General features: G+C 67.2%; 27 protein-coding genes and 1 riboswitch. Of the genes, 14 read left to right on the top strand and 13 right to left on the bottom strand.

Features of this window, described 5'->3' with window-relative positions; genetic code table 11:
- Nucleotides 1–16: 16 nt before the first annotated feature.
- Nucleotides 17–1,993, top strand: coding sequence for a hypothetical protein (locus HNO81_RS05240; RefSeq protein ID WP_175317077.1), 1,977 nt, complete (start codon nt 17–19; stop codon nt 1,991–1,993).
- A complete protein-coding gene (locus HNO81_RS05235; protein WP_175317076.1) occupies nt 1,990–3,003 on the top strand; it encodes an aminoglycoside phosphotransferase family protein in 1,014 nt (337 codons plus the stop codon). The genes HNO81_RS05240 and HNO81_RS05235 overlap by 4 nt, the downstream gene beginning before the upstream one ends.
- A gap of 45 nt (nt 3,004–3,048) precedes the next feature.
- Here the strand turns inward: HNO81_RS05235 and HNO81_RS05230 are convergent, their stop codons facing one another.
- The 3 genes from HNO81_RS05230 to HNO81_RS05220 all read right to left on the bottom strand — a co-directional run bounded on the left by HNO81_RS05230 (nt 3,049) and on the right by HNO81_RS05220 (nt 6,920).
- The gene (locus tag HNO81_RS05230; protein ID WP_175317075.1) at nt 3,049–4,503 is read right to left on the bottom strand and encodes a lipopolysaccharide biosynthesis protein; all 1,455 of its coding nucleotides are present in this window, start codon (nt 4,501–4,503) and stop codon (nt 3,049–3,051) included.
- Nucleotides 4,500–5,693, bottom strand: coding sequence for a glycosyltransferase family 4 protein (locus tag HNO81_RS05225; RefSeq protein WP_175317074.1), 1,194 nt, complete (start codon nt 5,691–5,693; stop codon nt 4,500–4,502). Before HNO81_RS05225 ends, HNO81_RS05230 begins: the two co-directional genes overlap by 4 nt.
- 120 nt (nt 5,694–5,813) lie before the next feature.
- Nucleotides 5,814–6,920 (bottom strand): family 16 glycosylhydrolase, encoded by a 1,107-nt coding sequence (locus HNO81_RS05220; protein WP_175317073.1) that lies wholly within the window; start codon nt 6,918–6,920, stop codon nt 5,814–5,816.
- Between the two features lie 7 nt (nt 6,921–6,927).
- Nucleotides 6,928–7,076, bottom strand: a riboswitch (cyclic di-AMP (ydaO/yuaA leader).
- A 385-nt stretch (nt 7,077–7,461) separates the two neighbouring features.
- On the opposite strand from HNO81_RS05220, the gene rpsF reads away from it, so the two are divergent.
- The 6 genes from rpsF (at nt 7,462) to HNO81_RS05190 (ending at nt 10,913) form a co-directional block, all read left to right on the top strand.
- Nucleotides 7,462–7,767 carry a 30S ribosomal protein S6 gene (gene rpsF / locus HNO81_RS05215; RefSeq protein ID WP_015939036.1) on the top strand — a complete coding sequence of 102 codons (306 nt, stop codon included), beginning with the start codon at nt 7,462–7,464 and terminating at the stop codon, nt 7,765–7,767.
- Between the two features lie 73 nt (nt 7,768–7,840).
- A complete protein-coding gene (locus HNO81_RS05210; protein WP_175317072.1) occupies nt 7,841–8,416 on the top strand; it encodes a single-stranded DNA-binding protein in 576 nt (191 codons plus the stop codon).
- 125 nt (nt 8,417–8,541) lie between these two features.
- Nucleotides 8,542–8,781, top strand: a complete 240-nt coding sequence (gene rpsR / locus HNO81_RS05205) for a 30S ribosomal protein S18 (protein ID WP_003800144.1) — start codon at nt 8,542–8,544, stop codon at nt 8,779–8,781.
- 17 nt (nt 8,782–8,798) lie between these two features.
- The gene (rplI, locus tag HNO81_RS05200; protein WP_175317071.1) at nt 8,799–9,251 is read left to right on the top strand and encodes a 50S ribosomal protein L9; all 453 of its coding nucleotides are present in this window, start codon (nt 8,799–8,801) and stop codon (nt 9,249–9,251) included.
- A gap of 81 nt (nt 9,252–9,332) precedes the next feature.
- Entirely contained in the window at nt 9,333–10,181 is an 849-nt protein-coding gene (locus tag HNO81_RS05195) for a PhzF family phenazine biosynthesis protein (RefSeq protein ID WP_175317070.1), read from the top strand.
- Nucleotides 10,182–10,286: 105 nt separating this feature from the next.
- A complete protein-coding gene (locus HNO81_RS05190) occupies nt 10,287–10,913 on the top strand; it encodes an FMN reductase (protein WP_175317148.1) in 627 nt (208 codons plus the stop codon).
- Here the strand turns inward: HNO81_RS05190 and HNO81_RS05185 are convergent.
- Complete coding sequence (locus tag HNO81_RS05185; RefSeq protein WP_371818166.1) at nt 10,910–11,545, bottom strand: GNAT family N-acetyltransferase; 636 nt, start codon at nt 11,543–11,545, stop codon at nt 10,910–10,912. The two genes, HNO81_RS05190 and HNO81_RS05185, sit on opposite strands and share 4 nt — an antisense overlap.
- A 640-nt stretch (nt 11,546–12,185) precedes the next feature.
- On the opposite strand from HNO81_RS05185, the gene dnaB reads away from it, so the two are divergent.
- Nucleotides 12,186–13,571: a replicative DNA helicase gene (gene dnaB, locus HNO81_RS05180; protein ID WP_175317068.1), complete on the top strand. Its 1,386-nt coding sequence runs from the start codon at nt 12,186–12,188 to the stop codon at nt 13,569–13,571.
- Here the strand turns inward: dnaB and HNO81_RS05175 are convergent.
- A complete protein-coding gene (locus HNO81_RS05175) occupies nt 13,568–14,584 on the bottom strand; it encodes an acyl-CoA thioesterase (RefSeq protein WP_175317067.1) in 1,017 nt (338 codons plus the stop codon). The two genes, dnaB and HNO81_RS05175, sit on opposite strands and share 4 nt — an antisense overlap.
- A gap of 134 nt (nt 14,585–14,718) precedes the next feature.
- Nucleotides 14,719–15,156 (bottom strand): DoxX family protein, encoded by a 438-nt coding sequence (locus HNO81_RS05170; protein WP_175317066.1) that lies wholly within the window; start codon nt 15,154–15,156, stop codon nt 14,719–14,721.
- Nucleotides 15,157–15,264: 108 nt separating this feature from the next.
- Here HNO81_RS05170 and HNO81_RS05165 point away from each other — a divergent pair, with 108 nt between their 5' ends.
- The 3 genes from HNO81_RS05165 to HNO81_RS05155 all read left to right on the top strand — a co-directional run bounded on the left by HNO81_RS05165 (nt 15,265) and on the right by HNO81_RS05155 (nt 17,759).
- Nucleotides 15,265–16,620, top strand: a complete 1,356-nt coding sequence (locus tag HNO81_RS05165; protein ID WP_175317065.1) for an MATE family efflux transporter — start codon at nt 15,265–15,267, stop codon at nt 16,618–16,620.
- A gap of 72 nt (nt 16,621–16,692) precedes the next feature.
- Nucleotides 16,693–17,283 (top strand): hypothetical protein, encoded by a 591-nt coding sequence (locus HNO81_RS05160; protein ID WP_175317064.1) that lies wholly within the window; start codon nt 16,693–16,695, stop codon nt 17,281–17,283.
- Between the two features lie 98 nt (nt 17,284–17,381).
- Nucleotides 17,382–17,759, top strand: coding sequence for a hypothetical protein (locus HNO81_RS05155; protein WP_175317063.1), 378 nt, complete (start codon nt 17,382–17,384; stop codon nt 17,757–17,759).
- Nucleotides 17,760–17,799: 40 nt separating this feature from the next.
- Here the strand turns inward: HNO81_RS05155 and HNO81_RS05150 are convergent, their stop codons facing one another.
- Entirely contained in the window at nt 17,800–18,345 is a 546-nt protein-coding gene (locus HNO81_RS05150; protein WP_175317062.1) for a CGNR zinc finger domain-containing protein, read from the bottom strand.
- Nucleotides 18,346–18,416: 71 nt separating this feature from the next.
- On the opposite strand from HNO81_RS05150, the gene HNO81_RS05145 reads away from it, so the two are divergent.
- Entirely contained in the window at nt 18,417–19,451 is a 1,035-nt protein-coding gene (locus HNO81_RS05145; protein ID WP_175317061.1) for a DMT family transporter, read from the top strand.
- 88 nt (nt 19,452–19,539) lie between these two features.
- On the opposite strand, the gene HNO81_RS05140 is transcribed toward HNO81_RS05145, so the two are convergent.
- Entirely contained in the window at nt 19,540–19,803 is a 264-nt protein-coding gene (locus HNO81_RS05140; RefSeq protein WP_110545130.1) for a WXG100 family type VII secretion target, read from the bottom strand.
- 210 nt (nt 19,804–20,013) lie between these two features.
- On the opposite strand from HNO81_RS05140, the gene HNO81_RS05135 reads away from it, so the two are divergent.
- Complete coding sequence (locus tag HNO81_RS05135; protein WP_175317060.1) at nt 20,014–20,286, top strand: DUF2277 domain-containing protein; 273 nt, start codon at nt 20,014–20,016, stop codon at nt 20,284–20,286.
- A gap of 24 nt (nt 20,287–20,310) precedes the next feature.
- Here HNO81_RS05135 and HNO81_RS05130 read toward each other — a convergent pair whose 3' ends face one another.
- The 5 genes from HNO81_RS05130 to HNO81_RS05110 form a co-directional block, all read right to left on the bottom strand.
- Entirely contained in the window at nt 20,311–22,590 is a 2,280-nt protein-coding gene (locus HNO81_RS05130; protein WP_175317059.1) for a cation-translocating P-type ATPase, read from the bottom strand.
- A 31-nt stretch (nt 22,591–22,621) separates the two neighbouring features.
- The gene (locus HNO81_RS05125) at nt 22,622–22,861 is read right to left on the bottom strand and encodes a heavy-metal-associated domain-containing protein (RefSeq protein WP_141944900.1); all 240 of its coding nucleotides are present in this window, start codon (nt 22,859–22,861) and stop codon (nt 22,622–22,624) included.
- 54 nt (nt 22,862–22,915) lie between these two features.
- Complete coding sequence (locus HNO81_RS05120; protein WP_175317058.1) at nt 22,916–23,275, bottom strand: metal-sensitive transcriptional regulator; 360 nt, start codon at nt 23,273–23,275, stop codon at nt 22,916–22,918.
- A 300-nt stretch (nt 23,276–23,575) separates the two neighbouring features.
- On the bottom strand, nt 23,576–24,085 hold the full coding sequence (locus HNO81_RS05115; protein WP_175317057.1) for a universal stress protein: 510 nt from the start codon (nt 24,083–24,085) through the stop codon (nt 23,576–23,578).
- An 80-nt stretch (nt 24,086–24,165) separates the two neighbouring features.
- A complete protein-coding gene (locus HNO81_RS05110) occupies nt 24,166–24,945 on the bottom strand; it encodes a class F sortase (protein WP_217509101.1) in 780 nt (259 codons plus the stop codon).
- Between the last annotated feature and the right edge of the window lie 96 nt (nt 24,946–25,041).

Here is a 25,041-nt window from a genome sequence, read left to right as displayed (position 1 = left end):
TTTGGGGGATTGAACCATGGATATCACCAGTGACCTTCCGCTTCCCGAAGAGCTGGGGCGTGTGGGTGCCCTGGGCGGGCCGGACCTCCCGGGAAAGCCGCAACTGATCCATCCACGGGTGGCGGCCGTCTTCGGCACCCTTGACGGGACCGGACTGCCCTGGCTCCTGCTCCGCGGAGAAGACGACCTGGCCCTGCCCTCCGGGGACGTGGACATCCTGGTGGACAAGCACCTGCTGTCCCGGCTCGACGATGTCATGGCGGCGGCCGGGTTCTGCAGGGTCCTGGCATGGGGGCATGGCAGCCACAGGTTCTACTTCTCCTACTCCGCCGAGGACGGAGCCTGGATCAAGCTGGACGTAGTCTCCGACCTGGCTTTCGGCTCCTGCCAGCAGTGGCGCACCCCGTGGGCTGCCCGCTGCCTCCGGCGGAGGGTCCGGCGCGGCCCGTACTGGACGCCCGACGCCGCGGACCAGGCCTGGCTGTTCCTGCTGCACCTGTTCATGGACAAGGGTGAGGTGGCCCCGGAACGGCAGGACCTTGCGCGAACGGCTGCCAAGGTGGCGGCCGACGGCGGCAGGATCGCCGAGTCGGTCCGGCGCAGGGTGGGTGCCGGGCTGGCAACCGACATGCTGAACCTGGTCATCGCGGGACGCTTCGAGGACGCGCCCGCCGTGGCCGCACGAATGAAGGCGTCCTGGAGCGGTGGCCCAAGCCCGGCATTCATCGAAGTGCTGAACCGGACACTGCGGCGCTCCGGTGCGCGGCTCCGGGGGCATACTCCGCTGTTGGGTGTCATGGCACCGGACGGGGCCGGCAAGACCACGCTGTTGAACGGGCTCCACGCGGACGTGCCGTTGCCCACAAAATACGTGTATATGGGGCTGTGGGGTGCCGGGCCGTTCGATGCCGTACTCAACCGGATTCCGGGCGGGCGGACAGCCAAGAAGGTGTACCGGCTGGTGCGGGGCGGGGTCCTGGCCAGGTTCTACCGCCGCATGGGCAAGGTGGTGCTGATGGACCGCGTGGCCTATGACGCGCTCCTCGCCGGTCCCGGCGGACCGCTGGCAAGGATCAGCAACGCCCTGGCCCTGGCCGTCATCCCGGCACCGGATGTCCTCCTGGTCCTTGACGTGCCCGGTGCGGTGATGTTCGAGCGGAAGGGTGAACACAGCCCGGAGGTCCTGGAATCGTGGCGCAACGACTACCTCCAGCTGGCGGATCGGCTGCCCGGCAGCCGGGTGGTTGATGCTTCCCAGCCCGTGGAGGAAGTGCAGCGGGTGGCCACCGGCATCATCTGGGACACGTGTTCCCCGGAAGCCGGGACGGCGGCAACCGCCGGCCGCGCTCCCCACCGGCCCACCGCCGTCGACACCTCCACCCACGGTGGCACCTCCGCGGAAGCCGGCGCGGGCGAGGCCCTTTCCCTGCACCTTTGGCGGCTCCTGGACTGGCGCTTCCTGCTCCCTGTGCTGCAGCCGCGGACCCTGGGCTTCGCCGGGAGGATCAGCGCGGAAACCGAATCAGCCTTGCGCCTGCTGGACCCCCGGGCCGTGCGGCTTGACGGGCCGGTGGCCGGGCCGGACGCCGGGAAATGTGACGTCGTGCTGTTGTCGTCACCCGATTCCGGCCAGATCGAAAAGGCCGAACGGGCGCTGGAACCGGGAGGCTGGATCTGCGTGGAGGCCAGCCGCTCCCTCCTCCGGAACCAAGGTCCCCGGACGCTGCGGGGCTGGAAGCGGTCCCTGGAACGCCGGGGGTACCAGGACGTTGCCGTGTACTGGAATGCCCCCAACCGCGACCGGACCGCCCGGCTGGTTCCGGTGCGGTCCAGCGTGTCCATCCGGGACACCCTGGCCCTGCGCAAGGACGTGTGTTTCGGAGCGCTCAAAGCGGCCGCGGTGCACACTGCCCTGGCATTGCGGGTATTCGATCTTTTGGTGCCGGAGGGCACCGTCACCGGCCGCCGGCCGGAGAGGAATGTGGCGCAGTGAGTTTCATCGACCAGTTCCTGCGGGACCACTTCGAGGAGTTCGGCCTCGGCCAGTATGGCCTGGGCAAGAGGTGGGAGACACTGCTGCTGACGCCGCGGTTTGCAACCTCCCGGCATGTTGTTGCCCTGGTGTTCCCGGCCGGGCGCAGCGAGCCCGCCCTGGTGGTGAAGGTGCCGCGGCAGCCAGGTGACAACAGCGGCGTCCAGCGCGAGGCGGCCATGCTGGCCCAGCTCTCCGTGGCAGTCCGCAATTCAGGGGCCGGTGTTCCACGCCTGGTGGGAATCAAGGACGTGGGGCCGTATACGGTCCTGGTTGAAACCGCGCTGACCGGCCTGCCGCTCGATCCCAGGACGGTAGCAGCGGACCTGGCCGCCGCCGTCGCCACAGGGACCGAATTTGTTGGCGCCCTCCCCTGCACGCAGCCCGCCGCCGCGAACGTGGACTGGTACCAGCGTGCCGTCGCCGCGCCGCTGGCGGCCCTGGAGGTACTGGCCGGTGCGGATGCCCAAACCAATGAACTGGTTGAACACACGCATGAACTCCTTGCCCCGCTGCGCCGGTCGCAGCTGCCCGCGGTCATCGAGCACGGCGACCTGAGCCATCCCAACCTGCTCGTCAAACCAGGCGGTGCCCTGCAGGTCATGGACTGGGAACGCTCGCTCACGGACGGCGTTCCCGGGCACGACCTGGTGTTCTACCTCCAGTACCTCAGCGAATCCAATGAACAGGCGTTTGTCAGGGAGGCCCAGGTGGCGGCGTTCGACAAAGCCTTCGGCGCGGACGGCTGGGCGCTGGAACCACTGTCGCACCACCTGGGCATGAGGGGAGTGGACCACGGACTCCTGCCGCTGCTGGTCATCGCCACCTGGGCGCGGTCCACCGCCACGCTCGCCGACCGGCTGGCCCAGGAGGCGGAGGCTGACCCGTCGCAGGGCAACGGAAAAGTGCGGGCCACCCTCCAGGCGGACCGGGATTTCTGGTTGTGGCGCCACGTGGTCGAATCGGCCTAGGGCGCCGGCCTGCCGGGAGGTCCGGCGTCCAGCCGCCTCCCGGCCTTAGTTCTTGTGCCGGAAAAGCCCCAGGATCTCGTCGTGGAGGCCCCGGTAGCCGAATCGCAGTACGGCGTACACGGCGGCTACTCCGGCAACCACCATGACCGCCAGCGTGGGGACGGGCCCCAAGGCGTGCCGGGCAAAGTTCAGCAGGCCCACGAGGCCGACGGCGGCGCCGCACACCAAGCCGGGGAGCGCGGCGCGCATCAGCCGGCGCATCCTGGTCCCCATGACCCTGGCTGCTACCGCCTGCATGCCGAACGCGAAGACTACCGCCACCACCATCTGGGCGCAGGCTACCCCCACGATGCCCCACCGGGTGGCGAAGACCAGGGCCGGGAGGAGCACCACCAGGCGCACCACGGAGATCCAGATGGACAGGCCGGGCCGGCCCATGGCCTTGTAGACGTCGTTGGCTCCGGCGCCGAGGGAACGGGCGGCCGCGTACAGGGCAAGGAACACCAGGGGAGTGACCGATTCCTCCCATTGCTGCCCGAACAGGACCGGGACCAGGACGGGCGCCACCACGGCCAGGCCCACACCTGCGGTAATGCCGTACAGCGCCTGCACGGTGACACTCTTCAGGTAGCCGTCCCGCAGCCGCTGCCGGTCGCCGCGGACCTGCGTATAGAGGGGGAACAGGACAGTGGACAAGACAAAGAAGACGTTCAGGATCAGGGCCTCGGGAAGCCTGAAGGCCAGGGTGTAAAGGCCCAGCGCGTGCGCGCCCAGCACGATGCCGATGACGAGGTAGTCGACGTCGAAGATCGCCCGGGCCAGCATGGTGCTGCCGGCCACCGGCGCGCCGAAGCGGACGTTTTCCCTGATGGCGCTGCGGCTGACCCGCCAGATTTGCCAGGGGGCCTCGTGCCGGACCAGGAACCAACAGGTGGCGGCATAGGCCACGGACCCGGCAGCCGTTCCGACGGCGAGTGACCAGGCTCCGTGGCCCGTGAAGGCCAGGTAGAGGGTCACCGTCCCCATGGTGGCGGCGCGCAGGACCGGAGCCGCCGTGAGCTGCCTGAATTTCAGGTCCCGGCGCATGATGGCTTCCGGGACGGCGCCGCACGCGGTGGCCAGCACGGAAATCCCCAGCACCTGAACCAGCGGCGCCACGCCGTCCAGCCCCAGGAGGTCCTCCACCGTATCGGCGGCGAGGATGGCCGCCACGGCAAGCACTGCGCCCAGAGCAACGGAGAGCAGCAGCGCCGACCTGGCGATGACCGGTGTCTTGGGCAGGTAGACCAGGGCTTGTCCCACGCCGGCGTCAGCGATGGTTTCGGCGTAGGCCATCAGGACGAGGGCCAACGCTACGAGGCCGTATTCCTCGGGTGAGAGGAGCCGTGCCAGGACCACCGTGGTCACCAGGACGATCACCCTGCCCGAGGCGAAGGCCAGTCCCTGCCACAGGGCTCCCCTGACGCCCTTGCGCTCCAATTCCCCCGGCGCGTACGTCATGGTTGCCGGTTCGTCCGGGTGAGCTCCCCCGCCGGGGTTGAGCCTGACATGGCCGCCTGGACTTCCGCCAGGTATTCGGCCGCCACGGTGTCCCAGGTCCGGACTGCGGCTCCGGCAGGTCCCGCCGCCGCGCCGGGGGGTGGATCCTGTGGACGTCCGGGCGCGGTGAGGTGTTCCACCACTTTGCGGGCGAGTGCTTCCTCGCTGTCCAGGACCGCCAGCAGGGGGTGGGAAGGAAGCTCCCTCGCGGCCACCGGCGAGGCCACCACGGGCAGCCCCGCGGCGAGGGCCTCCAGAACGGAGTTCCGGATGCCCACGCCGTGCTCGTCCGGGAAGACCGCCACATCCGACTCCTGGAATACCTCCAGGATGGAGGGAACGTTGGGCAGGACGTCCACGTGCGGTCCGGCCAGCGCCTGGACCGCCGGCGTGGGGCGCCGCCCGGCAATCACGAAACGTGCGCCAGGCACCTCACGCCACACCAGCGGCGCGATCCTGTTGACCAGCACGGTGGCGCTGTCCACGTTTGGCGCATAGTTCAGGCTGCCGGCAAAGCACACCACAGGGGCATCCCGCTCCCGGCGCCGGGCACCGGCGGCTGCCGTTCCGTTGGGGATGCTGGTGACCGCCCTGCCCAGGGCGGCGGACCAGGCCGCCGCGTCCCGGGCTCCCACCGTAAGGAGCCTGGCCCGGGACGGAAGTTGCCGTTCAGCGCGGGCGGCCAAGTGTTCGCGGAGCCGGTAGGCGGGCCGGAAGGTCCGGGCAATGGCGGTGTCCATTCCCGCCCGGATGGACCAGGGGTCCACTGTCTGCAGGACCAAAGGCCCGGTGGCGCAGTGCGACAGGAAAAGGGCGTGGGGGCCGTGGATCAGTGTGGCATCCCGGTCGGCGGACAAGCGGGCGGCTGCCGCACGGGCAGATGGGGTGGACCGCCGGTGTTTCCCCAGCCCGGCAAGGCCGCCCAGGGACCTGGCAAAGGCCGAAAACTCCTCCCGCGGCGCCAGTTCGTACACGGCGTCGCAGCGGTCCCTGATCTCTGGCGGAACAGGTACAGGGCCCGTGAAGGTCAACAGCGTGACCGCGACGTCGGGAGGGAGGTGGCGGATCACTTCATACGGGATCATCGAGCTTCCGTCGCCCAGTTCCGGGTCCCGGTTGGGCACGCTTTCAGTCACGTACAGGAGCTTCATTGCAAGAGTGTACTGGATCACACCAGCCCAAAAGCGTTGCTTTGGGCAACCTTGAGGGAAGCAAAAAGGGCGACGGCGGGAGGTCCCGCCGTCGCCCTTTTCTCCCCGGTGCGGGGCCTGCTACTGCCAGGCGCGGACGTAGTCCACCATCACCTGGGACGGAGCGCCGTAGGCCGGATTGGTGGAGGAGGCGCCGACGTTCAGCACGATGTACTGCGGGGCGTTTCCGTCGTCGGTGGGGTAGGACTTGACCTTCACGCCGTCGAAGTACACGTCGGAGGAGTTGGCCATCCTGTGCAAACCAAAGGTGTGGTATTCGTTGGCCCAGTTGCCACCCACGCCGCCCTGGTTGTGGGAGCCCGAACCGGAGTGGTAATTCACGGTCATCTTGGCCTGCAGCACCTCGGCGATGTCATTCTCGCCGGTGGTGGGCCAGGACTGTCCCGTGGTCCAGAAGGCGGGCCAGTTGTAGAGCCCGTTGGCATTGCCCGGGAACTTGATGCGGGCTTCAACGTAGCCGGTGGTGAACTGGAAGCCCGGGCGTGCGCCGCCCTTCGGGTTGGTCGAAACCAGCGCTCCGGTGGTTGATGAGCTGAGGGTCAGGGACAGGTTTCCGTTCGCCACGGAGACGTTGGCAGGGCTGGTGGAGACCTTGTTCATGGTTCCGCAGCCGGGGGAGAACCAGCACCCGGACCACTTCGCGGCGTCCAGACCGGCACCGTTGAATTCGTCCGCGAAGGTCATGGTCCAGTTCCCGGGGACTCCGGTGGGTGCAGGCGCACCACTGTTGGCCAACTGGGCCGCGGCAGGTGCTACGGCAATGGGCGTTTCCGGCGCCGCAGCGGGAGCGGGCGCGGCAGGGGCGGGTGCTGCTGCCGGAGCGGGAGCCGCAGCAGGGGGAGCGGCGGGTGCGGGAGCAGGTTCGGCTGCGGGGACGGGTGCCGGGGCCGGGGCGGGCGCGGACTCCGGCGCCTGGGCCGGCGCGCTGCTGCCGGCGTCGGTGGCGCTGGCCACTCGGGATACCGCCGGAGCCTCGTCGCCGTTGGCCAGGCCAAGGCCCAGGGAACCCGCGCCAAGGACTGCTGCGGCAAGTCCGGCAGCCAGCGGCCAGCGGCGGCGTGCGCGGACCTGGCCTGCGGACCCCCGTGTCCGGGTTGAACGGGAAGATTCTGTCTCAGTGTGGTGATGGTGCGCCGGTGTGGCGTTGCCATTGGGGAATGCGGGCATGCGGAAGTGAACCTCTCATCGCCTGCGGAGTTAGCTGTCGGGTTCGAATGAGGCCATCCGGCCGCGCGTGGCGGCTTCACCCCAAGGGCAGGCGCCTGGCCGTGCCCGGGACGCTTGGGTCCTCCGTCTCTGCCTGGAACCTGGTGTCAGTCACGGAGCGGCAGAGTTGGGCGGCAGCCGGGACTGGGGCCGGCTGGGGGCGGCCCCGGTAGACCGTACACGATGGGAACGCCCGAATCACAATCAGGTAACGGGCCTCACTGTGGCGGCGTGGCTCCATTGGGCGGTGGGAAGGCCGCGGTAGTGGGGCTCGGATGGCCGGGTTTTCCACATGGAGGCATGCCGCCCTGCTGCACTGTCGTTGCGGACACTAGCCTTGGGTCGAGTACGAATCGCCTGCCGGGTTCAAATGCACTAACATAGTGAAGTCTGTGCTGCGTCCTGCCTCCGTTCCGGCGGCAAGGCATTGCACGGAATCGCAAATGAACCTCCTGTTACGGAAATGCCGTAACCGCTTAGCCCAAAGGAGGTGGGTTCACATATGCGTCCTTACGAATTGATGGTAATCATCGACCCCGAGGTCGAAGAGCGTACCGTTGAGCCGTCGCTTCAGAAGTTCCTGAACGTCATCACCAACGATGGTGGAACCATCGAAAAGGTTGACATCTGGGGCCGTCGCCGTCTGGCTTACGACATCAAGAAGAAGTCTGAAGGTATCTACGCCGTGGTGAACTTCACCGCCAAGCCGGAAACCGCCAAGGAACTTGACCGCCAGCTGTCTCTTAACGAGACCATCATGCGCACCAAGATCACCCGCCCCGAAGAGCAGAAGGTTGTTGCTGAGTAATTCAGCACCGCACTTCATTCTTTACCCCGCAGGAAACGCACTCTTCACCCAGGATCGAACAAGGAGGCAGTAGATGGCAGGCGAGACCACCATTACGGTCATCGGTAACCTCACCAATGACCCGGAATTGCGGTTCACACCGTCAGGTTCGGCAGTAGCGAACTTCACCATCGCTTCCACCCCCCGCACCTTTGATCGCCAGTCCAATGAGTGGAAGGACGGGGAAACCCTGTTCCTCCGCGCTGCCGTCTGGCGTGAAGCAGCCGAGAACGTAGCCGAATCCCTGACCAAGGGCATGCGCGTCATCGTTACCGGCCGCCTGAAGAGCCGCTCCTACGAAACAAAAGAAGGCGAAAAGCGCACCGTTATTGAGCTTGAGGTCGACGAAATCGGCCCCAGCCTGCGCTACGCCAACGCCAAGGTCAACCGCACCCAGCGCTCCGGCGGACAGGGTGGCGGCGGCTTCGGCGGCGGCAACAGCGGCGGTGGCTTCGGAGGAGGCAACTCTGGTGGAAACCAGGGCGGCAACTCCGGTGGAAGCTGGGGCGGCGGCAACCAGCAGGCTGCGCAGGACGATCCCTGGGCTACGCCCGGTGTGTCCAACGCGGGCGGCTGGGGCAATGGCCCCGATTCCGAACCTCCCTTCTAAAACCCAAACAACGGCCCGGCCCGGGGCTGCCGGGGTGCGCCACGCACCCACGGTGATTCCCGCCGTCGGACCACCACCATCCCGTGGATCAATATCCACGGGCTCCATAGAATAGGAGCTCCACGATGGCTAAGGCTGAACTCCGTAAGCCCAAACCAAAGTCCAACCCCTTGAAGGCCGCTGACATCACTGTCATCGACTACAAGGACGTAGCATTGCTGCGCAAGTTCATCTCCGACCGCGGCAAGATCCGCGCCCGTCGCGTCACTGGCGTCACGGTGCAGGAACAGCGCAAGATCGCCCAGGCAATCAAGAACGCCCGCGAAGTTGCTCTGCTGCCTTACTCCGGCGCTGGCCGCGGCTAAGGAAGGGATTAACTAACATGGCAAAGCTCATTCTGACCCACGAAGTCACCGGTCTCGGTGCTGCCGGCGATGTTGTCGAGGTCAAGGACGGTTACGCACGTAACTACCTGCTCCCCCGCAACTTCGCCCTGACCTGGTCGAAGGGTGGCGAGAAGCAGGTTGAGTCCATCAAGGCTGCCCGCGCCGCCCGCGAGCACGCTTCCCTGGAAGATGCTCAGAAGCAGGCCGCTGCACTGTCCGCCAAGCCGGTCAAGCTGGTCGTCAAGGCCGGCGAGTCCGGCCGCCTGTTCGGCACCGTCAAGCAGGGCGACGTCGCCGACGCTGTTGAGGCCGCAGGCCTTGGCAAGATCGACAAGCGCAAGGTTGAACTGCCCGCACACATCAAGTCGGTTGGTTCCTACCAGGCCAACGTCCGCCTCCACGCTGACGTTGCCGCTGTGATCGACCTGGACGTGGTGGCAGGAAAGTAATTTCCCCACCCCACGTCAAGACCCCCGTTGCCGGATTCCGGCGGCGGGGGTCTTTCGTTTGCACGGTGGTAGCCTGCTCCGGTGAACCCGAACCCCCGCCACCGCCCCTTCTGCCAGGTGGATGTCTTCGCCGGCCAGGCCTACCGAGGCAACCCGCTCGCCGTCGTCCTTGATGCACAGGGGCTGGACACGCCAACCATGCAGCACTTCGCCAACTGGACCAACCTCTCGGAAACGACGTTCCTGCTGCCGCCCACGGACCCCCGTGCCGACTACAGGGTCAGGATCTTCACCGGCACCGAGGAATTCCCGTTCGCGGGGCACCCAACCCTCGGCTCGGCGCACGCATGGCTCCAGGCCGGAGGTGTCCCGAAGTCGGCGGACGGGCTCGTCCAGGAGTGCGGGGCGGGGCTGGTGCGGATCAGGCGCGACGGCGGGCGGCCTGCCCTCGCTGCGCCGCCCCTGACCCGCTTCGAACCGGTGGAAGAGTCCGTCCGCCGCCAAGTGGCCGCTGCTCTCCGCGTGCCTGCGGACGCCGTGGTGGACTCCTCGTGGTTGGTCAATGGTCCCGAGTGGATCGGTGTCCTGCTGGACTCGGCCCGGCAGGTCCTGGCCCTGGATCCGGACCCCGCCGCAATGGGAAACCTCAAGATCGGCGTCATTGGCCCCCACGCGCCGGGCGGCGACGCCGATTTTGAGGTCCGGACCTTCATCCCCGGAGATGCCATGGTTGAAGATCCGGTGACCGGCAGCTTCAATGCGGGGGCGGCCCAATGGCTTATCGGGACCGGCCGGGCGCCGGGACGGTATGTGGCCGCACAGGGCACGGTCCTGGGGCGCTCCGGCCGCATCCACGTCTCCTCTGATGGAGGCGACATCTGGATAGGTGGGGATTCCACCACCTGCATTGAGGGAACCGTTCTGCTCTGACCAAGCCGGCCACCAGCGCGCGGGAATACTCCGGACCCGCCGGAAGTTCATGGGTATAGATGCATACGCATGTATGCTCGAGTGAGCAAACCCCAGGAGACTGCCATGGAAACCCGCCGTATTACCGTCCTCTCCGCAGGACTTGGCGTACCCTCTTCGAGCCGCTTGCTGGCGGACCAGCTTTCGGCTGCTGCCGTACGGCAGCTCGAGGCCGGCGGATACCAGGTGACGGTGGACGTCGTTGAGCTCCGCGACCTGGCCGTGGACATCGCCAACAACTTTGTCACCGGCTACGCAGCTCCCGCGCTGGCCGACATCATTGCCGGGGTGGAGGCATCGGACGGGATTATTGCCGTCACCCCGGTCTTCAGCGCCTCGTACAGCGGCCTTTTCAAGTCCTTCATCGATGTCCTGGATCCCAAGTCGCTGGACGGCAAGGCGGTGCTGCTGGGCGCCACGGGCGGGACGGACCGGCACCAGATGGTCCTCGACTACGCGTTGCGGCCACTGTTCAGCTACCTTCGGACGCGGATGGCGGCCACGGGGGTCTTTGCGGGGCCCCAGGACTGGGGAAATACCGTGGAGGGCGGCTCATCCCTGGCGGAGCGTATCGAACGCGCGGCCAGCGAATTCAGCCGGCTCCTGGAAGGGCCCCAGCCGGGCCGTAAGTCCGCCCCGCTGGAATCCCTTCCGTTTGAGCAGCTGCTGGCCGGGATCTCCGGCCCGCGCTAGTCGCCAAGAAGCGCGATGAATTCCCGCGCCTGCGTCAGGGAGATGTCGGAGTGGCGCGTCAGCGCGTTGGCGGCAGCCTCTGTTTCCCCGTTCCGGGCCAGCGTGCGGATCCTGCCGTAGATCTCGTCGTTGAGCATGTTGCTGCTGACTTCCCGGGTTACGTCGCCTTTGCTGGCGATCGCCCTGTAGCGGTACGGGAACCGCTGTGGCCCGTCGTCGTCCTCGCTGACGGCTGCTGCGGGCTCCTGGGCCACGTAGGGCTGAGGGTGGGACGCCAGGGCACCCACGGCGTCGCGCGAGGCCCGCAGGCCCTCGCCGGTGGCCTCGTGGTACAGCTTGATGGCTGCCACGGGCTGGCCCTGGGCAATCAGGGCGTAGATCCGGCGGTGCTGTTCTTCCGACAACCGGCCGGCTGCCTGCCGGGCCAGGTCCGGGGACGTCGGGGCGGGCTGTGAGGTCCCCGTGCCCCGGCCGGACGTGCGGCGGCGGGCAGCGCGGTATGCCAGCATGACAGCCGCAGCCACTGCAAGCAGGATAAGGACAGGGACCACAAGGGATTCCATTTCAGCGAGCCGTTCTGTTGACGTCCTGGCGGTGGCCTGGTGCGGTCGTCCTGATGGCCGCCCGCCCATACCTAGAGCCTAATCCAGATTGGTTATCCACAGCTAAGTTCGAGCGTCCGCATACAGGCCGGAGCAGGTTCCCGTCAAACCACCGCTGTGGAATATGAGGAGCGCCACGGCCTGTCCGCAAACGCTTGCCGGCCGCGCCGGACGCCGTCTGGTGCCGACCCGGCCCCTCAGTGCCTGTGGATGAAATTCCCCCGAAGAAATATTTACTCCACAAGCCGATTCCAGCGTTTTCCCAGGTCAGATGCTCCTAGGCTGCCAAAAAAAGTTAGTTTCCACAGATTTTCCCACAGGCTGTGCACAAGCTATGCCGCATACTGCACAGGTTATCCACAGGGCTCACGGTTTGCTGGCTTTCCTCACGGCGCCATGGCGGTTAGCGTAGCGGAGTACCTGTTCCCCATGGCCGCCGCAGGCCATTCTTCCTGGATTCCGGGCCCCTCGGCTCCGCCGCCCGGGGCTCTCTGTGGAAAAGCTGTGGATACTGGGGATAACCCCGGACCAGAGCTTATTTCCGGATCCCGGGAGCTCAAATGTCAGGGCCTGCGGGTAGACCTGGGTAGGTGGCGGATCCGATTGTCGGAGGCCATGAACAGGATGGACCACCGGGCTGAACGCCCGGTACAAATGGAGGACGGCAGCTTTGTCAATCGCGCATCTGGACCCTGTCGAGGCAACCCGAGGATCGGACGCGAGCCGGAAACCGCCGCAGGACATCCCCGCCGAACAATCGGTCCTCGGCGGCATGATGCTGTCCAAGGATGCCATCGCGGATGTGGTGGAGATCCTCCGCGGCCAGGATTTCTACCGCCCGGCGCACGAGACCATCTACGAGGCCATCATCGACCTGTATGGCCGCGGCGAGCCTGCCGATGCTGTCACGGTGTCCGATGAGCTGACCAAGCGCGCCGAGATCAACAGGATTGGCGGCCCGGCTTACCTGCATGAGCTCATCCAGACGGTGCCCACCGCAGCCAACGCCGGTTACTATGCCGAGATCGTGGCCGAGCGGGCAGTGCTCCGCCGCCTGGTGAACGCAGGCACCAAGATCGTCCAGCTGGGCTACGGCTCGGACGGCGAGGTGGAGGACCTGGTGAACCAGGCCCAGGCGGAGGTCTACGCCGTGGCCGAACGCCGCACCGCAGAGGACTACGTGGTGTTGAAGGACGTCATGGAGTCCACAGTGGACGAAATCGAGGCGTCGGGCCACCGCGGGGAGGGCATGACCGGTGTCCCCACCGGCTTCTACGAACTCGACGAGCTGACCCACGGCCTGCACCCCGGCCAGATGATCGTCATCGCCGCACGCCCCGCCGTTGGTAAGTCAACGTTCGCCCTGGACTTCGCGCGGTCTGCGGCCATCAAAAACAACCTCGCAACCGTCATGTTCTCCCTGGAAATGGGCCGGAACGAGATCGCCATGCGCCTCTTGTCCGCCGAAGCCACCATCGGACTCCAGGACCTCCGCAAGGGAACCATCAAGGACGAGCAGTGGTCCAAGATCGCCACCACCATGGGCCGCATGAACGATGCCCCGCTGTTCATCGATGACAGCCCCAACATGTCCCTGATGGAAATCCGTGCCAAGTGCCGCCGCCTGAAGCAGCAGCATGACCTCAAGCTGGTTATCCTCGACTACCTGCAGCTCATGAGCTCGGGCAAGAAGGTGGAGTCCCGCCAGCAGGAAGTCTCCGAATTCTCGCGTGCGCTGAAGCTCCTTGCCAAGGAACTCCAGGTTCCCGTTATTGCCCTGTCCCAGCTGAACCGTGGCTCGGAGCAGCGCCAGGACAAGCGCCCCATGGTCTCGGACCTTCGTGAGTCGGGGTCCATCGAGCAGGACGCCGACATGGTGATCCTGCTGCACCGCGAAGACGTCTACGACAAGGAATCCCCCCGCGCCGGCGAGGCGGACATCCTGGTGGCCAAACACCGTAACGGCCCCACCAAGGACATTGTGGTGGCGTTCCAGGGCCACTATTCCCGCTTCGCCAACATGGCCGGCGACGCCGGCGGCGGTGGCGGCTTCTAGGAGCCCTCTTCGCCGGCTTCGGACGCAGTTATGCCGGCATGGCCTGCTGCGGCGAGCAGGTGGTTTGGAAGGCGGTTCCCCGGCGCCGTCCCCCGGATTTCCAGGAGCTCGCGGGCGTGGGCATGGAGGCGCTTGTCCTCTTCGCTGACGGGCACCCACGCCGGGACGGGCACTGAGTTGCCCTCGTCGTCGCGCGCCACCATCACTGTGAGGCAATAGGTGGTGAGGTTCAGTTCCCGGCCCTTGGGGTCTCCGGAGCGGACGTGGACGGCAATGTGCATGCCCTTGGTCCCGGTGTAGACCAGGCGGGCCTCCACTTCCACTACATGGCCGATCAGCAGGGGCCGGTAGAAGCGGACGCCGCCGGAGAACACGGCCACGGTATCCATGCCGCAGTAGCGGGAGGCGCACACGTAGGCGGCCTCATCGATCCATTTCATGACGATGCCGCCATGGACCTTTCCGCCCCAGTTCACATCGGTGGGGGCGGCCATGAACCGCAGCGTGACCCGTTCGGCCGTGCCGGCGTCGGTATATTCCTGCCGGTTCATGGCTTCCACGATCTGTTCGCGGACCTTGATCCTGGCAAGCGCGTGGTCCCGCTGCTCGATTTCGGCGGGGGTGGAAGGCTCGAACTGCTGCACCGGGATGGGCTTGCCGTCCTCGCCGACGGCCACGAAGATGACCATGCACTGGCTGCGCATCGTGGCCGGGCCGCCTTTTGGATCCCCGGAGGAGACCACCGTGTGGATATGCATGGACGACCGGCCGGTGTAGACGATGGTGGCTTCCACCTCCACCATGTCCCCGCTGTTCACGGGATCGGCGAAGTGGATGTTTCCCACGTAGGCGGTCACGCAGTAGGACTTGGCCCAGCCCACTGCGGCGGCGTAGGCGGCCTTGTCCACCCACTCGAGCACCGTGCCGGCATCCACCGAGCCGCTGTGCCCCACGTCGGTGGGGGCGGCGAGGAAGCGGAGGGTTACCGAGTTGGGCCGGCGGGTCTCAGTCATGCTGCGATCCTACTGGCGGCCCCGGTTACCGGCCGGTTGACGCTGAAATAAAGCCAAGAGGCAGCTTAAAAGTCCGACGGCGGCAGGGCACCGTGGGTGCCTTGCCGCCGTCGTTGGGGGTCATGCGGGAGTTGCTAGGCGAGGGCTGCCAGCCGGGACTGGGGACGGCGGCCGAACAGGGCGCGGTCCAGGGAGAGCCGGCCGGCCCCAGTCAGGGCCAGGGCGAAGGAGGCCGCGGCCAGCAGCAGCACGAGTTCATAGCCTCCGTTTGCGGCGAAGACGCCGGCGGGGGCGTGTACCAGGAAAAGGGCACCCAGCATGTCCACTACGAGGAGGGCGGCCACGACGCGGGTCAGGACCCCCAGGATCAGGGCAATGCCGCCTGCCAGCTCCAGGACTGCAACGGCGGGGGCCATGAGGTCGGCGGCCGGAACGCCCATCCTGGCGAAGGAGGCCTGGGTCCCGGCGATGGTCCATTCATTGAACTTCTGCCAACCGTGGGCTGCGAAGAGGAAGCCGAGGACAATGCGGAGGGCTGCAAGGGCGGTAGTGGTCAGTGCTTGCTTGTTCATGATTCCACTGTTTCCCATTAATAGTTGAAGTGTCAACTATTAATCAGTGATTGTGGGCTTTGTCATGGCCGGCCGGTCCCCGCCACGCAACGCGGTTAAGCTGGCACCGTGCCCCAACAACCTGCCCCTGCCGCCGCGTCGGCCGGCACCCGGAGCCCTGCCCGCGACATCCTTCGCCTCGCTGTCCCCGCCTTCGGGGCGCTGGTGGCCGAACCCCTTTTCCTGTTGGCCGATTCCGCCATCGTGGGGCATCTCGGCGTCGCCCAGCTGGCGGGTGTGGGCCTGGCGTCGGCGGTGCTGCAGACCGTCGTCGGCCTGATGGTCTTCCTGGCGTATTCCACGACGCCCGCGGTAGCCCGTGCCATCGGCGAGGGGCAGCTGGGCAAGGCCCTCGCTGCGGGCCGCGACGGCGTGTGGCTGGCAACTCTCCTGGGGGTGCTCCTCGCCGTGGCCGGATTCGCCGCAGCTGAACCGCTGATCGGCCTGCTGGGCGCGGAGGGCGACGTCAAGGCATTTGCGGTCGACTACTTCCGGTGGTCGATGCCGGGCCTGGTGGCCATGCTCCTGATTTTCGCCGGCACCGGCGTGCTGCGCGGGCTGCAGGACACCCGGACCCCGTTGGTGGTTGCAACGGCCGGATTCGGCGTCAACATCCTGCTGAACCTGTGGCTTGTCTACGGCCTGGGGTTGTCTGTGGCCGGTTCGGCCATCGGGACCAGCCTGGCCCAGTGGGCCATGGCGGCCGTCTACGTGGTGATGGTGCGCCGCAATGCGGTGCGGCACCGCGTCAGCCTCCTGCCCAGCTGGCGTGGCATCCGGAGCATGACGCGCGTTGGCTCCTGGCTTATGCTGCGCACGCTCAGCCTACGGGCAGCGATCCTGGCCACCGTGCTGGTGGTGACGGCCCAGGGCGAGGTCAATCTCGCCGCCCACCAGCTGGCCATGACCATTTTTTCTTTCCTGGCGTTCGCGCTGGATGCCCTGGCCATCGCCGCGCAAGCCCTCATTGGGAAGGAATTGGGTGCCTCGAATGCCGGCCGGGCCAGGCTCCTGACCGGCACCATGATCAGGTGGGGTGCCGGGTTTGGCGTGGTGACCGGACTCCTCCTGGCAGTGGCTGCACCGTGGGTGGGGGCCTTGTTCACCCCGGATCCGGGCGTCCGGGCGGCCCTCACGGTTGCGCTTTGGGTCCTGGCTGCCGGCCAGCCGATCGCCGGCTACGTCTTCGTCCTGGACGGTGTGCTGATCGGCGCGGGCGATGCGCGGTACCTGGCGCTGGCCGGGCTGGTGAACCTTGCCATCTACGCGCCGCTGCTGGCCTGGGTGGCGGTCTCCGGCGGCGCGGGCGCCGCAGGACTGGGGTGGCTGTGGGCCGCTTTCGGCGTGGGATACATGGCCGCGCGTGCCCTCACCCTGGGCGTGCGCGCCAGGTCCGACCGCTGGATGGTGCTGGGGTCCGCTTGAAAGCCCGTCCGGGCCGGCCGGGGGCTTGGCGGTCCGGTTCGACCTTCCAGCGGCCCCCACTAAACTGGACCGGTGACGCAACCATCCATCCCCGCGGGCGCTGCCCCGGGAACTGCCCCCCGTAACGATCTCTGGAAGCCGGTCCTGCTGCGATCGGCCGCTGCGTTGGCTTTCGGCGCCGTGACGGTTTTTTGGACTTCGCCTTCCGTGGAGGTCATGGGCTGGGCCGGGGGCCTGTACCTGCTGGCCACTGGAGTGGTTTCCCTCCGCATCATCCCTGCCTCGGGGATTGCCCCGAAGTCGCTCTCCGGCAAGCTGCTTTCCGCCGGTGCCGCCGTCCTCGCCGGCGCAGGCTTTGCGGTGATCCTGATGCACAGCGACCTGCTGTTCGGGGTGATTGCTGCCCTGGGACTCGGCGTCGCAGGTGTCCTTGAGCTGGCGTGCGGCCTCCAGCAGAGGGGACGCCACGTCCTGGCCCGGGACTGGATTGCGTCCGGAGCCATCGGAATCGGCACAGCGGCGCTGCTGCCTTTCTTTATCAACCTTGGCGCCCATGCCCTGCTGGGTGTGGCCGGTGGAGGGGCCATAATTTCCGGTGTCCTGTGGGTGTTGTCCGGCCTGACGCTGCGGCACGATGCCCGGGACGGCGCAGGTAAGCCGTAAACTAGGAGAAGTGCCGTTCTACTTTCTGTAGAAAATCCGGTGCGCACCGCAATTCGTACACCAGGCCGGCCATGCGCCGCCTGCAGGGAGGAACCACTGTGGCTGACCAGCATCAAGGAAAACCGCGCAAGCTGCGGACCTCGGTGAAGGGGCCGCTGATGTTCTCGGCGTTCTGGGCCGTCGTCGCCTTCGTTGCAGTACTGATCTTCGCCTCCGGGGGAAGTGCCCGGGCGCCCCGGTTCGACCTCGCCTTCACGGCAGCCGGCATCGCCTTCATCGTCACCCTGGTCATCGCGGCCATGCTATCGATGAGCTACAAGGAGAACGCCGAACACCTGGGCAAGGGATCCGGCGTAAACCTGAGCTCAGCGCCCAGGGCGTCCACCCATGGAGGTTCCAGCCACGGTTTCGGCGCGCCGGGCAGCCAGACTCCGCCTGCACCCGGCGAGAACACCGAAGGTACGCCCCAGCAATAGGGGCGCACCCGCCCCCGGGTCCGCACGCAGGCGGGTAGTGCTAGGTGGCAGCGGCCTGCCGGGCCCGGTAGGCGGCCACGTGCGCCCGGTTGGCGCAGTTCCCCGTATCGCAATACCGCTTGGACCGGTTGCGGCTCAGGTCCAGCACTGCGGCATCGCAGTCCTCTGATTCGCATGTGCGCATCCGGTCCATTTCCTTGCCGCGGATCACGTCCGCCAGGGCCATGGCTGCCTCGGTGCTCATCCGGTCTGCCAGGGGAGCCTCCGGTGCCGTAGCGTGCAGGTGCCAGTCCCAGCCATCGTGCTTCATTAGCTGCGGCAGGGCGTTGGCATCCCGCAGCAGCCGGTTCACGGTCTGGACTGCACCGTCCTCATCCGCCGTCCATGCCGCCGCCAGTTCCCCGCGCAGCTGCAGCACGCTTTCCAGCTCCGCGTCATCACGGCTTCTTCCCCCGGAAAACCCCTCCGCGGCCAGGAAGGCATCCAAATCCGCAATCGAGGACAGCCCCTCCCTGCCGTTGGCAGCGGTGTTGATGAGGTTCACCACCGTGCGCAACGCCACTTCCGTGTCAGGGGCGAAAACCATGTTGACTCCTTACAGTGCCCGGGCGTAATGTCATGAGCATTACCCCACTTTACTCCTGACAGGAGGCGACGGTGCCTGCCGCCAAAAACCACGTCCCCACCACGGAACTCCCAGCCGGGCGCCCCGGCTTCCTGGCCTCCGGCCTGGGGGTGGCGCTGTTCTCGTCGGCGGTCTTCGGCCTGTCCGGATCCTTCGCCAAATCATTGTTGGAGACCGGCTGGTCGCCGGGAGCCGCCGTCACCGCCCGCCTGACTGGCGCAGCCCTGATCCTTGCGTTGCCGGCCGCGTTCGCGCTCAAGGGCCGCTGGCACCAACTGCGGGACAATTGGGTCACCATCGTGCTGTTCGGGCTCATTGGGGTGGCGGCCTGCCAGCTGTTCTATTTCAACGCCGTGGCGCGGCTGTCCGTGGGCGTGGCACTCCTGCTGGAGTACCTGGCCCCGGTGATCATCGTCCTGTGGCTCTGGGCTGCGAGCCGCCGGCGTCCCCGGCTGCTGACCTCCGGCGGGACACTCCTGTCCCTGGCCGGGCTGGTGCTGGTCCTGGACCTCACGGGAGCCGTGAAGGTGGACCTGGTGGGAGTTCTATGGGGCATGGCGGCCGCCGTCTGCCTTGCCGTCTACTTCTTCATTACAGCCCGGGAGAACGACACGCTGCCGCCCATCGTGCTGGCATCAGGGGGACTGCTGACCGGTGCCGCGGTGATGTGGCTTGCTGCCGCCACCGGGCTGCTGCCCATGGCCTTCAGTACTGCGGACACCACGCTCGGACCCTGGACCACGCCCTGGTGGGTGTCCCTGGCGGGGCTGGTGGTGCTGGCCACTGTCCTGGCCTACACCTCGGGCATCATGGCGGCGCGGGCGCTCGGTTCCAAGGTGGCGTCCTTCGTGTCGCTGACCGAGGTCCTGTTTGCCGTGCTGTGGGCATGGCTGCTGCTGGGGGAACTTCCCGGTGCCATCCAGCTCCTGGGCGGTGTCCTGATTGTCGGCGGTGTCATCCTTGTCCGGGTGGACGAACTGCGCGCGGCAGCCGCCGCCGGCGCAGCGGGGCTGACCGTGCAGGCGTCGCCCTTGGAACACGCCAACGACGTCGAGCCCGTCCCCTAGGCCGGCCCGGGCGCCGCCGTCGACCGTCAACAAAAAGAGGGCAGGGACACCGGTTGGTGTCCCTGCCCTCCCGCCAGCGGCGGTAAGCCTAGTGCGAGGCCTGGCTCTGCTCTTCAGCGTTGCGCTTGGCCTGTGAGCCGGCTTCCTTCAGCGCCTCGGCAACCTTGGTGAGCATCGCGGTGTGGGTACCGGACCACTCGTTGCGGAACTTGGTTGCGTCCGGGCCTTCCCAGTTGGTGCTGCTCAGAACCTTGGTGAGAGTGGACTTCTGCGTCTCGATCTCGGACGCACCTGCCTGAAGCTTGCTGCCGAGCTGGCGAAGCTGCTCAACGTCTGCACCCCAAATAGCCATCAGTTTCTCCTTGTTAGGTTGTGGATCCGAACCAGATCGGCATCCCCAGCGGCCCCCCGGCTCATCCGGAAGATCCATTGCCTAAAACCTATCCCGGCCCCCTAACAGTGTCGATGGGCAGCCCTGCCCATGCCGGGCTCCCCATGGACGCCGGGTGGAGACCATGAAAAGGGGTCGATCCCAGGCGTTGGAAGAGCCTAGCATGGCGTTATGTGCCGGAATATCCGAACCCTTCACAACTTCGAGCCGCACGCCACCTCCGAGGAAGTGCACGCAGCCGCCCTCCAGTACGTCCGCAAGATCAGCGGCAGCACCAAGCCGTCCAAGGCCAACCAGGAGGCCTTCGACAACGCTGTCCATGAGATCGCGCACATCACCCAGCACCTGCTGGATGCACTGGTGACGCAGGCGCCCCCCCAGGACAGGGAGGCGGAGGCGGCCAAGGCCAGGGCGCGTGCCACGGAGCGGTACGGCGCGGCCTGACCCTTTTGGGGGTTGCTGGCGCAGCTACTTGCCGAAGCTGCGCAGCCGCAGCGAGTTGGCCACAACCAGGACCGAGCTCGCAGCCATGGCCCCGCCGGCGATCATCGGATTGAGCAGGCCCAGGGCGGCTACCGGGATGCCCACCGCGTTGTAGAAGAATGCCCAGAACAGGTTGGTCTTGATGGTGCCCAGGGTCTTCCGGGACAGCTCAATGGCCTGCGCCACCTGGGCGAGGTCGTTGCCCATGACCGTCAGGTCCGCTGCCTCGATGGCCACATCCGTGCCCGACCCCATGGCAATTCCCAGGTCAGCCTGCGCCAGCGCAGCGGCGTCGTTGACGCCATCCCCGGCCATGGCAACCGTGGCGCCACCGGCCTGGAGCTTGCGGACTGCCGCCACCTTTCCTTCGGGCAGGATGCCGGCGTAGACATCTTCCGGGGCAATTCCGACGGCGGCAGCCACCTGGGCGGCCACCGCGGCGTTGTCCCCGGTCAGCAGGATGGGCCGCAGGCCCAACTCCTTCAACCGTCCGACGGCGGCAGCGGAGCCTTCCTTGATGGTGTCGCGGAGGCTGATGATTCCAGCTGCCTTTCCGTCCACGGAGACGCAGATGGCCGTTGCGCCGCCCTGTTCAGCGGAGGCGAGCATGGCCTGCTGGCCGGCGTCCAGGAAAATGCCGTTCTGCTCCAGCCAGCCGCTCCGCCCGGCCATCACGGACCTGCCCTCCACGGTTCCCGAGACTCCGCCGCCCGGGGCGGAGCTGAACCCCTGCACGGGAGGCAACCCGCCGGCGTCGGCCGTTGCGCCGGTGGATTCTTCCGTGGCTGCTGCTGCGATGGCGCGGGCCACCGGGTGCTCGGATGCGGCCTCGACGGCGCCGGCAAGCCGAAGGACCTCCTGGTCCTGGAAGCCGGGGAACGATGCCGTGGCGTCGACGGCCAGGATGCCGGTGCTAACTGTTCCGGTCTTGTCCAGGAGGATGGTGTCCGCGGTGCGGGTGTCCTCCAGGACCTGCGGGCCCTTGATCAGGATGCCCAGCTGCGCTCCCCGCCCGGTGCCCGTGAGCAGGCCCACCGGCGTGGCCAGGCCGAGGGCGCAGGGGCAGGCAATGACCAGGACGGCGACGGCGGCCGTGAATGCCTGCCGCAGACGGTCCCCGTCCCCGGCCGGGCCGGCAAAGAGAAGCCAGAGCAGGAACGTCAGGACCGCCAGGCCCAGGACCACCGGCACGAAGACGCTGCTGATCCGGTCCGCGAGCCGTGCAATGGGTGCCTTGCCGGTCTGGGCCTGCGACACCAGCCGTGCCATCTGGGCAAGGGTGGTCTCAGAGCCCACCCGGGTGGCCCTGACCAGCAGGCGGCCGGACGTATTGATGGTGGCACCGGTGACGCGGCTGCCCGGGCCCACCTCCACGGGGACGGATTCCCCGGTCACCAGGGAGGCGTCAACGGCCGAGGCGCCGTCCACCACCACCGCGTCGGTGGCGATTTTCTCTCCCGGCCGGACCACCAGGACGTCGCCCACCTGCAGCGTGGCGGCGGAAATTTTCTCCTCTTTGCCGTTGCGCAGGACCGTGGCGTCCTTGGCGCCCAGGTTCAGCAGGGCTTTAAGGGCATCTCCGGCCTTCTGCTTGGCGTTGGCCTCCAGGTACCGGCCCAGGAGCAGGAAGGTGGTAACCACCGAGGCCACCTCGAAGTACAGGCCGCCGGACATGCCTTCCATACCCGGGTTTTCGGTCATCCGCGGATCGGCCAGCAGCTGCCAGGCCGAAAAAAGGTAGGCCGACGCCACTCCGAGGGACACCAGGGTGTCCATCGTGGACGCCAGGTGCCTTGCATTGATGGCCGCCGCGCGGTGGAAGGGCCACGCGGCCCACGTAACCACCGGCAGTGCCAGCACCGCCGCGGCCCAGCCCCAGTTGGGAAACTGGAATGCAGGAATCATGCTGACCAGGAACACCGGGATGGTCAGGGCGGCTGCCAGGATGAGACGGGGGCGGAGTTCCGCGGCGGGCATGGCGGCGGGTTCAATGGCTGGACCACCTTCGCCGCCCGTCGGCCGTTGCTGGCGGACCGTTGCCTTGTAGCCGGCCGCGTTGACCGTGTCCACCAGCTGCTCATCGGTGACGCCGTCCGGGACCGTGACGTAAGCCGACTCCAGGGGCAGGTTGACCGTGGCGGCCACGCCGTCGAGCTTGCCCAGCTTCTTTTCCACGCGGTTGACGCAGGACGCACAGGTCATCCCCTCGATATCGAGTTCGACGACGCGGGTGCCCGGCGGGTGGAGCAGTTCCTGGTGGCTCATGGTGTGCTTTCCGGTAGCGGGGGAAGGGTTCCTAGGCTTCGTTGGCAACCACCAGGTAGCCGGCTTCGGCAACTGCCTCGCCGATCTCCGCGGGGGAGAGTTCCTTGCCCGAGGTGATGGTCACGGTGGAGATGCCGCCGGCGTTCAGGTCGACCGCAACGGCTTCAACGCCGTCGATGGCTTCCAGTTCCTCGCTGACGGCGGAGACGCAATGTCCGCAGGTCATGCCGGAAACACTGACGGTTGTGGTGGTGGGGGACGTGGTGCTCATGGCGTGCTCCTTTTGTGGGGCCGGCGGTGGCCGGCAGGGGACTGCAGGGTGTTCTCAGCGAAGCAGCCGGCCGATGGCGTCAGCGGCTTCCTTCACCTTGGCGTCAATGGCGTCTGCGCGTGCCTCGGGGTCCGGCTCGGCGGCCGCCCCCACTACGCAGTGGCCGATATGTTCTTCCACCAGTCCCAGGCTGACGGCGTGCAGCGCCTTGGTGACGGCGGCAACCTGGGTGAGGATGTCGATGCAGTACTTGTCCTCATCCACCATCCGGGCAATGCCCCGGACCTGGCCCTCAATGCGCTTGAGGCGCCGCAGGTACGCGTCCTTGTTTCCGGTATACCCGTGCTGGGGCGCCGTGCCCTCTCCGGCAGGCTGCTGTCCTGCGGCCGCAACGGCTCCTTCGGTAGCGTTCATGCAGCCAACGTATACCCACTGGGGGTATCTTCGCAAGTACCCCATGGGGGTATACCCGACGTGGTGTTGGCAATGGCGCGCGGGCGGGCGGTCCAGGACACAAAAAAGCTCCGGAGTGCGTTATTGGGGGATACGCACTCCGGAGCAGCTCTTGGGCAAGTCCGGCTTCAGCTGTCTGGATCGGCCTTGCAACATTTAGCTTACTGGCTGGTACGGCACTGCGCCAGCACCATGAATAACTACTTTCGCTTTACTTTAACCGTGCCCCAGGGGCGCTCTTTTTGTCCGTGTCAGTCCCGCTCATGGCCGGTCCTCGTGCGCAGGCATCCGGTACGGAACCACCAGCACCGGACGGCTCTGGTGGTGGCTGAGCCAAGCCCCAACGGATCCGCCCAGAGCCTCCGAGAGGCGATGGGACAGGCCGCGCTCGGAGGTTCCCACGATGATCATGGGGGCATTCACCTCGGCTGCCAGCTGGCCCAAAGCGCGGGCCGCGTCACCCGTCAGGGTGCGGAAGGACCACTCCGGCGGGCTGGCACCGGCCACCCTGTCCACGGCGTCCTGGACCTGTGCTTTCAGTTGCGTGGTCAACTCCAGCATGTCGTCGTCATCCCCGGGGTGCCGTGAAAGGCGGTGCGCGGAGCGTGCAGGGTCCCACTCCACGAGGTAACTCGCTTCGTCCACGTACGCGCAGACCAGCGCCGCGCCCAAACGGCCGGCCAGGGCAGCCGCGGTCTGGAGTACTTCCGGATGCTGTTTGGGCATGATCCCCACCAACAGCGGGGCGTCGTCGAAGTGTTCCCACGTCATGCTGCCATTCTCACCGGCTCCGGGCCGGATGAACAGGTACGTTGGGCCCGGGCACCTATTCGCGCTGCCCTGCAGGGACGCTACGGAACTGCGGGAGAGGCGGTAACCACCACGTTCCTGCCCCACGGGTCCTCCGTGTAGCAGCTGATGAGGACCAGGCGGTTGGGCACCATGTCCCAGACCGGGCTGTCCTTGAGGGTGGATTTCAGGTATGTCGTGACGCTGTCCACGCGGTAGCTGATGGTTCCCGCCGCCGTCTGGACGTCAAGCAGGCCGCCAACTGCGGCGGCGGAACTGAGGTGGTTGAAGGGCGCGTCCGCGCCCTCCCAGCTGTGGCCGATGACGTAAGTGGTGTTGCCGGAGCCTTTGCCCGGGGTGCCGAAAGCCGTGAGCCAGTAACCGTCCTTGGTGGCGGGGGGCTCAATGGTACGGGTGGACTGGGCTTCCCCGTCCAGTTCCAGCGGCTGGACGGCCACGTCCAGGCCGGCGTCCGGGTAGCGGAGGTGGATTGGTGGGGCCGAAGGCGGAAGAGGGGGTTCTTCGGCTACCGTCCGGGCCGGCGGCTGGGCCGCCACCGCTGTTGCCGGCGGCATCCCGGTGTCCGCGACCGGCGCGGCCGCCCGGAGGCCGGTGGAGCCCGGAACACTGGGAGCCGAAGCGGGGGCGCTGCCGGCGGACAGCAGCGGGGCCGGGTGGAACAGCGGTGCGCCGGCAGTGAGGGAGAGGAACGTGAGGATGCCACAACCGAGGATGGCCGCGTCACCCCGGTTCCACCGCCGCCAGCCCGGCCGGCCGGTGATGCCTTGCCGGGAACCTGCGTGCCGGCGTCGGTCCTGCGGCGTGGCGTTCCGCTGCGGCATTGCACTCCTCACGGGGTTGGGTGGGAAGGAAGGCGCCCTGCCGGGCACTGGCCGGACGCCTTCCTTGTCTTCGCCACTGGAGGTGGCGGAGCGCGG

It is taken from the genome of Pseudarthrobacter sp. C4D7, assembly GCF_013359725.1.
GTDB lineage: Bacteria > Actinomycetota > Actinomycetes > Actinomycetales > Micrococcaceae > Arthrobacter.
This window is presented reverse-complemented; position numbering and strand designations above follow the sequence as displayed.